This window comes from Acinetobacter sp. AOR34_HL, assembly GCF_027854795.1.
GTDB lineage: Bacteria > Pseudomonadota > Gammaproteobacteria > Pseudomonadales > Moraxellaceae > Acinetobacter > Acinetobacter junii.
Window position 1 is genome coordinate 23,500 of record NZ_JAKTID010000027.1, and the last position, 11,302, is coordinate 34,801.

At 35.7% G+C, this 11,302-nt stretch carries 9 protein-coding genes and 1 pseudogene; 5 read left to right on the forward strand and 5 right to left on the reverse strand.

What is annotated here, in order from left to right; translation table 11 throughout:
- Nucleotides 1-87: 87 nt before the first annotated feature.
- A pseudogene (locus MKL32_RS03520) lies at nt 88-325 on the forward strand (recombination directionality factor); the annotation flags it as partial.
- A 189-nt stretch (nt 326-514) separates the two neighbouring features.
- The gene (locus tag MKL32_RS03525; protein ID WP_042053823.1) at nt 515-2,800 is read left to right on the forward strand and encodes an AAA family ATPase; all 2,286 of its coding nucleotides are present in this window, start codon (nt 515-517) and stop codon (nt 2,798-2,800) included.
- 401 nt (nt 2,801-3,201) lie between these two features.
- Here the strand turns inward: MKL32_RS03525 and MKL32_RS03530 are convergent, their stop codons facing one another.
- The 4 genes from MKL32_RS03530 to MKL32_RS03545 form a co-directional block, all read right to left on the reverse strand.
- Nucleotides 3,202-4,266 carry a hypothetical protein gene (locus MKL32_RS03530; protein WP_270900178.1) on the reverse strand — a complete coding sequence of 355 codons (1,065 nt, stop codon included), beginning with the start codon at nt 4,264-4,266 and terminating at the stop codon, nt 3,202-3,204.
- Nucleotides 4,263-5,444: a YagK/YfjJ domain-containing protein gene (locus MKL32_RS03535; protein WP_270900179.1), complete on the reverse strand. Its 1,182-nt coding sequence runs from the start codon at nt 5,442-5,444 to the stop codon at nt 4,263-4,265. The genes MKL32_RS03530 and MKL32_RS03535 overlap by 4 nt, the downstream gene beginning before the upstream one ends.
- A 387-nt stretch (nt 5,445-5,831) precedes the next feature.
- Nucleotides 5,832-6,065 (reverse strand): helix-turn-helix transcriptional regulator, encoded by a 234-nt coding sequence (locus tag MKL32_RS03540; RefSeq protein ID WP_270900180.1) that lies wholly within the window; start codon nt 6,063-6,065, stop codon nt 5,832-5,834.
- Nucleotides 6,066-6,197: 132 nt separating this feature from the next.
- Nucleotides 6,198-7,517 carry a hypothetical protein gene (locus MKL32_RS03545; RefSeq protein WP_270900181.1) on the reverse strand — a complete coding sequence of 440 codons (1,320 nt, stop codon included), beginning with the start codon at nt 7,515-7,517 and terminating at the stop codon, nt 6,198-6,200.
- Nucleotides 7,518-8,005: 488 nt separating this feature from the next.
- Between MKL32_RS03545 and MKL32_RS03550 the strand changes: the two genes are divergently transcribed.
- From MKL32_RS03550 to MKL32_RS03560, 3 genes are all read left to right on the forward strand, one after another.
- Nucleotides 8,006-8,290, forward strand: coding sequence for a hypothetical protein (locus tag MKL32_RS03550; RefSeq protein ID WP_270900182.1), 285 nt, complete (start codon nt 8,006-8,008; stop codon nt 8,288-8,290).
- Nucleotides 8,274-9,176, forward strand: a complete 903-nt coding sequence (locus MKL32_RS03555; protein ID WP_270900183.1) for a nucleotide-binding protein — start codon at nt 8,274-8,276, stop codon at nt 9,174-9,176. Before MKL32_RS03550 ends, MKL32_RS03555 begins: the two co-directional genes overlap by 17 nt.
- Before the next feature lie 67 nt (nt 9,177-9,243).
- The gene (locus MKL32_RS03560; protein ID WP_270900184.1) at nt 9,244-9,909 is read left to right on the forward strand and encodes a DUF4145 domain-containing protein; all 666 of its coding nucleotides are present in this window, start codon (nt 9,244-9,246) and stop codon (nt 9,907-9,909) included.
- Between the two features lie 51 nt (nt 9,910-9,960).
- Here MKL32_RS03560 and MKL32_RS03565 read toward each other — a convergent pair whose 3' ends face one another.
- Entirely contained in the window at nt 9,961-11,238 is a 1,278-nt protein-coding gene (locus MKL32_RS03565; RefSeq protein WP_270900185.1) for a tyrosine-type recombinase/integrase, read from the reverse strand.
- Between the last annotated feature and the right edge of the window lie 64 nt (nt 11,239-11,302).

Consider the following 11,302-nt stretch of genomic DNA (forward strand, 5'->3'; position numbering starts at 1 on the left):
AGGGGGGCAATTTTCAAATGCTGTTGGGGGGTCATTTTTACATTGCCGCTAACAACACAACACATTTAAAGTATAGAGGAAATCATCATGATTAAAGGTTTAGCCATCACACCGCCTATTCTAGGGCGAATCAGCATTGGTAAAGTTGTGGAAAAGAACAGCAAACATCTGCCTGAAAGGGATGATCAGTTTACCATTACCAGCCAAATTCAAGGTAAAGATGGATGGGTCAAGCACCCTTTAGATGAAAAACTTCGTACCAAAGCACCTAATCAAAAACTTAGAACGATTCCTGTGTATGATCTTTAATGATTTTGAACTCAATACAGTTTTAATGGCATTCAAAATGCTTTTCTCCAATTGAATATCGATTTCAAAATTTCACTATTATGAACATAATAGTCTGATTTAATGTTAGTTTTATATGGTCAATGCTATAGAAAATATAGAGCAATCGATATACGATACTATAATTCATTATTCGCAAATTAAAATGAAGAAAGGTAAATAATAAATGTTAGAGAGAATACATAAAGTAAAAGGGGTCGGGTTGCTGCATGATGCTGATGGACGCCAACATGCATTTCAAAAGGCAACTTTTATATATGCCGATAATGGAAGGGGTAAATCAACGCTAGCCTCATTGTTTCGCTCATGCAGTACAAATAACCCAGCTTTAGTAATCAACCGTCGTACGATTGACGGAACTAACAACCAAGAAGTTGACTTTCAATTTTCAAATGGGAATTGGTCAAGATTTAAAAATGGTAGTTGGGATATTAGTCGCCCTGAGATTCTTGTTTTTGATTCTGATTTTGTTGAGCAGAATGTTTATGCAGGAGGGCAAGTATCAACAGATCAAAGGAAAAATTTATTAAAATTTGCTATAGGTGCAACAGCAGTTACTGCTCAACAAGAATATGATCAAGCTGATCAAGATTTGAGGAGTGCCATGGGGGTTGTTAGTAGTATAACTAACCAGTTGGCTCTCATTCATCAGGGACGTACTTTACTTCAGTTTAGACAGCTTCAAGATATACCTGATGCTAATGAGCAGATTATTGAACTTAATGGCAAAATTGCTGAAGCTCGTAATATTGTATTGATTCAAGCCAAAGCATTACCACAGTTACTTGAATCTCCAAGTATTGATATTAATCCCATTATTGAAATTATGGGAACTTCAATTGCTAACATTAACCAGACTGCTGAACAACAAGTAAAAGCACATTTAGATAAGCATCAGAAAAATGGTTTGGAGAAATGGATAAGTGATGGACAAGGTTATATAGAGTCGGATAATTGTCCGTTTTGCGATCAATCACTTGAGGGGGTCGAGATTATTCAAGCATATCAAAGCTATTTTAATCAAGAGTATAGAGGCTTAAAATCTGATGTGGCGCGGTTAGGGAGCTTAATTAATCAAGTCTGCTCGGATGGGATAATTGACAGATTGAAGACACGTTGTGAAACAACTAACGCTGTTATTGGTGGTTGGCAAGAACATCTAGAAATCGCCTATCCAATTTTTAATGAAGCAGAAGCCCGTGGAGCTCTTTCAAATATTAGATGTATATTAGAGACCTTAAAACAGCAAAAAGAATGTAATTTATTAGAATCAGTCGATATCGCGGAGCAGTCAAATCAAATTCATGATGAATGGCAGGTGATCATCAACGCTGTAAATTCATGCAATGACAACATTAATAGTGCGCTCCAACAAATTACTCAATACAAGGAAAGTTTGGGTGGGTTGAATATTGGGCTACTAGAGCAACAAATTAAAGAATTGGAATTAGTAAAAATTCGCTTTAGTGCACATACTATTGACTTATTTAATCAACTTGACACTAGTAAACAGGCTGAATCTACTGCTCAAAGTGTGAAACAAGCCAAAAAAGAAGCGTTAAATCTAGTCATGGAAACCACTTTAAATAGTTACAAAGACCGTATTAATCAACTACTGCGGAGTTTTGGAGCGCAATTTCTCATTCCAAGTATCGATTTTAATTATCGCAGTGGTTTGAGAAGTGACTACTCTTTGGAAATGCGTGGAGCAAACATTGCATTAAGCGGCGGTGTTCCAGACTTTAAAACATCACTAAGTGAAGGTGATAAGAGAACTTTAGCATTTGCATTTTTCATTGCATCAACGGAGTCTACTCCTGATCTAGCTAATAAAATTATCATTATTGATGATCCGATGTGTAGTTTTGATTTGAATAGAAAGCAGCAAACACGAACAGTATTAAAGAGATTGTTCAATAGCAGTAAGCAGCTAGTGATTATCGCTCATGATATTCATTTTTTGAGGAACTTACGTGATGATCTGATTCGCAGTAATATTCCATCTAATAACATTAAGTTTCTTACATTGAAAGCCGTTACTAATCGTTATAGTAATTTTGATCAGATAGATATTGATCAGGAATGTGAGAGTGCATATTTCAAAAGTCATCGGCTACTAGAGGAATATAAGGCTGGTAATGCTCAAAGTAGTATGGAAGTCGCAAGATCAATTAGACCTATGCTTGAAGGCTATTTGCACAGAAGATTCCCTGGACTTATAACTCAAGGTCATTTATTTGGCACTATCATTCAGCAGATAAACACTGCTCAACATCCTAATCCATTAGTTTATGCTCAAAATATTACCAATGAATTGAATGAAATAAATAGCTATGCTGGCCAATTTCATCATGACACAAACCCTGCTGCTGATCAGGTCCAAATTGTAGATGGTGAGCTGCTAACTTTTGTGGAACGAGCAATTAAAGTAGTCCATGCTGGTTTAGTTTAGCTTTCTGATATACAGATAAAGAGAAGTGTTGATTTCTAGTCCTCTCTTTAGTGTTTATTACCTAGTAAAGCTATAGGTATATTTGCGATTGGCTGTGGTTATAGATTTAGAATTATTGTTTATATTTAATTGATTATGTGCTATTGAGTCAACAGTTTGAATAGTTAATTCAAGAACGTCATCAAATTGAGAAGCATCAGGATTAAACATCAACTGCAAGCCAAGATGCAGCAGGCGGCAGTCTATCACTGCATCTGATACTTCGAGGCAAGTTATAATTCACTCCGCCTAGTAACGTCTGTAAAGATGTAGTTGAGTAAACTTGGTCATATATATATTTAAAACCCTGAGAGTCGAAACTTTCAGGGTTACACGAATGTTATTAATCATAAAATAATTGATTAATATGAACTTTTTTCGACTTTAAACGTTGTGTTGGTGTACTTAAACCGAACCCAGTATTCAGGACCAATCAAACTGTATTTTAAAGTGGTAAGTCGCATCCCAATGTAGTTCTGATTTGTATCGTAAAAATTGGATTCTATACCATAAACCAAAGGCTCTACGCCTGAGTTCATGCAGGTAATATCACTCCACGCAACACTGGTTTTCCCTTCTCGGAATTCAAAAGGTTCAACATCTGTATAAAGTTGAGATTCAGCAAAAGGGGTAAAGTCGGTATCTTCGCGTGCTACAAAAAATATGAGCCGAATACTCTTAAAACCTCTAATAGTCGTTTCCTGTTTCGACAAAATACCTAGAGTGTGATTTTCAGCATTGTTAGCCCAGACTGCTTCGATAATTTTACTCGACGTGGCCCGCAGCATATCCTCAACAGTTACAGGACTAAATGTTTTCTGATCCATTGAAAAATCATCAACATTCATAAACTCAGCAGAAACAAGCAATGAATGAACCTGAAACATTGGATTGTTACATAAGACAGCTTCTTCAAAACGATTATAAGCCTTTCTAGAATTGCCAAATGAAGAATCCCAGTGATTTTTCAAGCTCATAAAATCTCGTGTTTTAGATCTCACTTTTAGATCCTGACAGAACCCATCAACAACTGCTTCAAACTGTTGATACAATCCAAGTGGAAAGTCAATGAGTCTGTGCTTGTACAGTAAATCAACCATCAGCTTTATTTCAGGTCTGATGATCACATCTGAAAATTTATCTGTCAGGAAAGGATTAATCGGAATATCCTGAATAATCTTGAGTAAATTAACACCCTTGGGCGTTAGATAAACATGAGGCACCAGATAGTCGTAAGTTGGTTGTTTGGAGATAATCTTAAAAGTCTTATTTTCAGTAATCATGAGATACAACTTCAGATAATCATCCAAGCCAACAGGAGGGCGATTATTGGGTATATAGCCAATAAAAGGCTGGATATACGCTTGAGTGATATGGTGAGTACTGAGTAGAGATGCATAGGATTCGTCAGGCTGTAATCTAATCATGCTTCATCTCCCGCAAAGGCATTGAGTTCTAGGTGGTTTTTTCTCGGACGACCACGAGTCTGTGGTTTTAAAGGCTGACTAATCTGGAAACGTCGTCCATTTTTCATGTTGCTGAAAATGAATAACTGGCTGGTTTTACAGAGATAATCAAAGCCATCTTCAAGCCACTTTCTTTTCTGCGATTGGTTGTATTCAATCGTGCCTAAAAAACAGTTTTCGTAAGTATGCTTCCGCATATTACAGATGTAGGCATAACCTTGATCATTGGTCACTTTTTTCCAAAGCTTTTCAATACCTTGTGCGAGGCTAATGTCTTCCTGATTTTTATTCCCATTGAAAAACCAGAATGTATGCAGATGGAATCCACGTCTTGGCGTATATTCAAAACGAAAAATATAACCGATGGCTTGTTTCAACACAGGATTATGCCGCTTGTTTTCTAGTAGTTGTTCAACACACTTTTTAAATGCATCAAAATCATTTTTAGATAAACAATCTTCAGCTTTGAAACAGGTTTGCAGTAATGTTTCAGGTTTATGCTTGAGATATAAATCAAGTCGAACAACGACTACACGCGAATACCGTTCAATTAAAGAGTTGAACATTTCGATCATTCGAGACTTATTTTTTTTCAGATTCTTCCGCTCATCGTAAACTTTGCGTCTGATGTTCGGGCGACGAAAAAAGGCACGAATTAATCCAATAAACTTATTTATTGCATTAATGTACGGGAGCAAATTCTCCTTTAGACTGGAAGATAGAGGTGTGCCATTACGTAGAAGATCTAATTCATCCTCTGACATCTGGCTTAGTGCATAATCAAATGCCTGAATATCAAGACCCTTCATAATGTCTGAAAGCGTAGAATAGTTTATAAGTTCTGCAATATCAGAAGGTAAATTACTCATTTGAGCAGGGTGTTTGACGGCAAAGCCATAGCGACCATTCGATAGTATTTTCGTTTCAGTTGTGACTTCAGGGAAGTTACGTTTTTTGAACTGTTTGACCAGTTTAGCTCTCCCTAAAGCAGGAGCTGTGATGTTATCCTGTGAATGTCCGACAAAGATGGTTTTATCGCCATCGTTGACTGGAGTAATTTGCAGTTCGGTTTCAAATTGCTGGAGCCATTGGTCATGTGTTCCCATATGCCGACCAGCATTTACATTTATAATGCGCATATAAATTAAACTCGATTTAAAGTTAAAAGCGCAACTGTGATCAGTATTCTGGGTATAAGCATCCAATGGATACTGTTTAGCGCAGTATCCATGATGGGATGTAAGGTTGGTTCAGCTAATTTAGAATAAACTATGATCGTATTTACTTCACCAGTATTGCCAATACATCAATAACTTGTCGGGTAACATGAACATTGATGTAGCTGAATACTTTGAGACTTCTGATCATCTATAAATACATAGAATATTCTGTGATTTATAAATATAGAGTAATAGTAAATATATAAGACCGTAATTCATTGAAAATTAAAATGATAGCCTAGCCATACTTATAATTTCAGAATGCATTGCACAGCTGCATTATGTTTTGAATTTACAAGTACAGCGTTAGCTCTCAGTATTCCCTTGATTGCGTGTTGAAATTTTACTTTCAATCCACTCTTCAACTTCAGAGAGTAACCACCGTGAGGCATTGTTAAGCTTCAACGGGCGGGGAAAATTAGGATCGTAGCGTTTAGACCGTCGGTTTAGCCGGTCATAAATGGATGACCGAGATAAACCGATCAGTTTAATCAGCTCATGTAGACGCAGCATTTGTACTGTGTTTTGGATAGTAGCCATTTAGATTTCCTTCTATAGCGTTGGTTCAATCGGGAAGGTGTTGAACCAACGAATAGACGGTACTTGAATGAAAATACACTTGATGCAGAAAGTGCGTGGAGCCAATATATTTCTCAGTGTGAAATGATGAACTTAATCATTTAGAAGGTTTTTCAAAGACTGATAGATTTCATGATTCTTTTTTAGCATCCTTTTAGTATCACCAATAAAATTTCTTTTAGGCTGAGTAGTTGGATGCTCCTGAGTCTGAAAACCTTTCTGCTTTTTAGCAGATTTATTTCGGGTGGCTTTTGTTTTGAGTTCAGTTAGAGCATTTGCGTCATGGATAGATGCAGTAGGAGTAAATAAGTAAGGGTCATAAACAGGCTCACTGCCTATAGTTCCTGTTGACGAATTTGTCAGATTTCGCACAATGTCCTTTTGCTGTTTCACTTTAAAAGCAAGCTGTTGCTGTTTTTTCTCTTGTTTTTTTTCTAATATTTGTATTATTTGAGGTTTAAATTTAGTTTTAATCTTAGCAATAATTTTAACCTGTTGTTTCCTGTTTAATATCTTTGTCTGATATTTTTTAAAGTAAGTTCGTAACAGTTTGTCAATATTTTCTTGTTGTTTTTTATATGTTTTTTCTTTTTGATCATACATTTGGATTAAAATCTCACGTACATATGCTGTCGCTTTTTTGTCCAGATACTCCATAAGTTGTTCGAACAGTATATTTTTTTTGGGTTTCAGGGACTGGATCTTCGAATTGTGTTGGCGTATAGCAAACTTATTTTTTAATGGACCAATGAATCGAAATGAAAGAAAAGACAATTCCTTGAGCGTATTCTGATCCTGTCTTGAAAACTTTAACTTATCCCAAAGTGCTACATGGTCATGTTCGTATTTCTTGATAAATTCTTCAACAAAGTCGATATAAGCTTTTTCTTTGATTTCATCAGTTTCTTGTGAAAGATAGCTGAGTTGAATTTTATCGATCGTGTTTTGAAGGCTTTCAGGTAATAATTCGACTACGTAACAATCACGATGTTTTGAGTATTGCTGGAGTAAGCTCTTATATATAATTTTTGCTTGCGTATGATTTTTAGTTTCGATGGCGGATCGATAGCTTTTTATGTCTGAAATGATTTCATGATAATGTTTAGGCAAATATTCAAAGTCCAGTTTTTCAACTTTATTGTCACCTTTTTTACAAGGAATAGGTACTTGCACAGGATCCTTACATAATCTTTTTACTCGATCTTCATTCGATTCTTTAAATAGCCCTTCATCGTGTAATGCATATATTATTGTTTTAAGCATTTCGAAATCAACGGCCATCCTGATAGACTTGTTGAAACTGAAGGGTGGAGTAGAGTAGATTTTTTCAAATATATACTTTTCCAGGTCATATACGATTTTGATTTGATCCCCTACCGTGGTATTTTCAGAATGTTCCACTACGGTATCCATGATTTCTCTATCCTAATATTTTGGTTGATTATTCTTGTAAATTTTAGCCTACATGCTCCGATCCAAAGTGTACATACTTATGCGTTATTTTAGTACGGACTTTTTGGTAATTGTTAAATATATCATCAATATATACGAAGAAAATTTTCTGTAAATACACAGGAGTGAGTTGTGGTTGAATGAGTAAATTTATTACGTGAATTTGAAATTAACACTAATCATAATTTACAACAAAACTGAGTCAAATCAGTTGTTAATGCTTAATATGACTCAAACCGATCTGATTTGCATAAAAGGTAGTCGAATAAAGATTTTTGATTACAAAAATAAATAATGATGCTCTCTCAAATAAAGTAAAAAAAGCTTGCGACAATTTGTGTCTTGGCTGACTTTTTTATAGATGTTTATTTCTTTATCATATATACAATAAGTTATTACTTATTAACTAAAATTTGAACTAATTAAAAATTATGAGAAAGGAGCATTTTATGAAAGGTCTAGATAGTCTATCTAAGAGTTTAGAGGAGTTAGGCCGGTTTACATCTGAACTAGATGGAGAGTTGGGTACATTAAATTTTAATCCATTTGATGCCGAAAGTATCGAACAGGCTATAGTGAAGATGGAAAGTTGGGTAGATGAGCGTAGCAGAAGTTATCCAAATAATTCAATGATTAAAGACATTTCAGCTGAATTAAAATCTACTTATAGACAAGCTATACTTGATAAAGCTTCTGAAGCAAGAATGAAAGGTGATAATGGCGCAGATGAATAATATCTTTAAAAAAATTGATAATACCCTTCTAGATCTTCAAGCTGCTCATCTTCAAACATATGAAAATGAACTTAAAAAGTTAGCTAGATTATTAAAAGATGAGTCTTTAGAGGCAAAAAATGCTGAGTTGATAGAAAATATTGATTTAGAAAAGTTTCTTGAAAATAGTGAAAAAACACAGGGTAGCATGATTGGTTCTGCTAAGCTGGAGTGGCCAGATGATGATATAGAAGTTTTAGGTTTACAGTATTTGTTAATACAGAAATTTGGAAATGAAGAGAATTTTGCTTGGAATTTTAGCTATATGTACTATAGTTCAGGAAGGAAAATTATTGATCATATCCACACACTGGTTCGTAACTTAATCATTCCTTTTGTCAGAGATTATAAGCAATATATTAATTCATCAGTTCAACCTAACTTTGAAGTAAAAATGCAAGTATCGAATAATAAAGTGTTCATCGTACATGGACATGATGAAAATACGTTAAATAAAGTTGCACGTTTGATTGAGCAACTAGGATTAGAAGCAATTATTTTGCATGAGCAAGCCAACAGAGGAAAGACAATTATAGAAAAGATTGAGGCGCACTCTGATGTTGGATTTGCTGTTGTTCTTCTTACACCAGATGATCTTGGAAAAGCTCATTCCGCAGAAGATCTCTTACCACGTGCGCGTCAGAATGTAATATTGGAATTAGGATATTTCATGGGAAAAATTGGCCGTGAGCGAGTCTGTGCACTTAAAACAGATAATTTGGAGATACCTTCGGACTATATTGGTGTTGTTTGGACAGATCTTGATTCAGCTGGTGCATGGAAATTTCTTTTAGCAAAGGAACTTAAAGAAGTAGGATATAGTATAAATACATCAAAATTATTATAGCTATATAATTTATATTGATTATTTTTTGTATTGGATCGTGAGCAGTTTTAGTTTAAGTTAGAAATTTATGGTTAAAGAAGAAATTAATCAATCTACTGGTTACGAGGTCCAAGTACCGTGTATTAAGTGCTCTGGTCGTACAGCCCATGAAATTATTGTCTCTGTTGATCAATCTGGAACTGAGCCTAAGTATTCACTGGACTGGTGGCATAATTATCAAATCATCAGATGTAAAGGTTGCAAGGTTTTGTCTTATCGAGAGGTATCATGCACTTCTGAGGATTATATACAAGTTGGTGAGGAGGAATGGGAGATGATGGAGGCAGAAAAACTATATCCCTCTAGAATTGAAGGGAGAAAAGATCTAGGGGATGATATTCTGCACTTACCTTCAGATTTGTCACGTATCTATCGTGAAACCGCTGCTGCCTTGATTAATGATTCACCTATTTTAGCCGGTATTGGTCTTAGAGCTATTGTTGAGACTGTTTGTAAAGAGAAAAATGCTTCAGGTAGGGATTTATATAATAAAATTAATGACTTAGTTGAGCAAAGAGTTATAACACCAGTTGATGCTGATATTTTACATAAAGTAAGAACCCTCGGTAATAGTTCAGCACATGAAGTTAAGCCTCATACACCAACACAACTCTCACTTGCGATGGGTGTTTTAGAAAATATGTTGAAAGCTGTTTATATATTGCCGAAATTGATAAAAGATGAATTCGATTGAGAGCTTAAATTATCATAATGTATTCCCTTTTTATAAATGATAGTAAGTGAACTATATAAAGTTATGCATACAAAAATCAGCCCAATCCTCCATTAATCCCTTACGCTTTTCAAGATAAGCTCCGCGTAAATATGCAGCTTCAACTTCATCTGGTAATTTGTGAGCAAGAACATGCTCACAGACCTCACGAGGGTAATCAGTCTTATCAGCAGACCAGTCACGGAATGTAGATCGAAAACCGTGTGTTGTAATCACTCGGTTTTGTTTTGGATCAATATAGCCTAAGCCATTTTCTTTAAGCTTTTGTTCATGCATACGCTTAATCAAAGCAGTTAATGACATGTCAGAAAGCATTTGTCCATTGCGTGGGGCAGGGAAGATGAAATCTTGTAGCTGAATATGCTCTTGAATAGATTTAAGTAAACTAATGGCTTGTAGGGATAAGGGAACACGATGTTCTTTTTCTGCTTTCATCCGCTCTTTTGGAATGATCCAGACCTTATTATTAAAATCAATTTCTTGCCAAGTTGCCCCAAAAACCTCACCAGACCGACAAGCAGTTAAGATTGCAAATTCTAGAGCTTTCGGAGAAATGCCTTTTTTCTGTTTTAAATGCTGGATAAACTCAGCGACTTGTTCATAAGGCAGGGATGGATGAGGGCGCGATTCCTGTTTTAAGTTGCCTAAGATTGGCTCAAGATTACCTTTCCATTCAGCAGGGTTAGTACCCTCAAAATATCCCATAGCCTTAGCATAATCAAAAATAGTTTCTATGCGACCACGAATACGTTTGGCTGTTTCATTTTTTTCGATCCAAATTGGTTTAAGAGCTTCTGCAATATCAACTTTGGTAATTGTGCCAATGGTGAGATTACCTAAAGTTGGATAGATATAGGTTTCTAATGTGGATGACCATTGCCCAATATGCTTTTGATTTTTGAGTTCACGGGTTTTATTGGCAATAACAACTTCCGCACACTCCATGAATGTTTTGTCACGAAGTTTTTGGCTATGCAATTTTTCAAGCTGTTTCTGCTTATGTGCAATTGGATCAATGCCATTTCGTATTTGTAATCTTAATTCAGTTGCTTTAGCTCGGGCTTCAGCTAATGAAACTTCAGGGTAGGGACCAAGACCAATATCACGGCGATGAGGTTTTAACTTTCCATCTCTATCGAGACGTTTGCCAACAACAGCACGTAAAATCCAAACACGAGAATTGCCTTCGACATTCAAGCATAAGCCATCGACACCACCTACAGAGTGTCGACCAGTTGTTTTAATTTTTGCTACACTGAGTGCTGATAGCTCTTTAGATTTCTTTGGCATGATCTTTGGTTACCCCTCAACCTACCCCACATAAAATACTGGAAATGATTGGAATAGACAAGAC

What these genes read in the sequence shown, in the direction of transcription:
- MKL32_RS03525 (WP_042053823.1), top strand. Translation starts at nt 515, where the DNA reads ATGTTAGAGAGAATACATAAAGTAAAAGGGGTCGGGTTGCTGCATGAT.
- MKL32_RS03530 (WP_270900178.1), bottom strand. Translation starts at nt 4,266, where the DNA reads ATGATTAGATTACAGCCTGACGAATCCTATGCATCTCTACTCAGTACT.
- MKL32_RS03535 (WP_270900179.1), bottom strand. Translation starts at nt 5,444, where the DNA reads ATGCGCATTATAAATGTAAATGCTGGTCGGCATATGGGAACACATGAC.
- MKL32_RS03540 (WP_270900180.1), bottom strand. Translation starts at nt 6,065, where the DNA reads ATGGCTACTATCCAAAACACAGTACAAATGCTGCGTCTACATGAGCTG.
- MKL32_RS03545 (WP_270900181.1), bottom strand. Translation starts at nt 7,517, where the DNA reads ATGGATACCGTAGTGGAACATTCTGAAAATACCACGGTAGGGGATCAA.
- MKL32_RS03550 (WP_270900182.1), top strand. Translation starts at nt 8,006, where the DNA reads ATGAAAGGTCTAGATAGTCTATCTAAGAGTTTAGAGGAGTTAGGCCGG.
- MKL32_RS03555 (WP_270900183.1), top strand. Translation starts at nt 8,274, where the DNA reads ATGGCGCAGATGAATAATATCTTTAAAAAAATTGATAATACCCTTCTA.
- MKL32_RS03560 (WP_270900184.1), top strand. Translation starts at nt 9,244, where the DNA reads ATGGTTAAAGAAGAAATTAATCAATCTACTGGTTACGAGGTCCAAGTA.
- MKL32_RS03565 (WP_270900185.1), bottom strand. Translation starts at nt 11,238, where the DNA reads ATGCCAAAGAAATCTAAAGAGCTATCAGCACTCAGTGTAGCAAAAATT.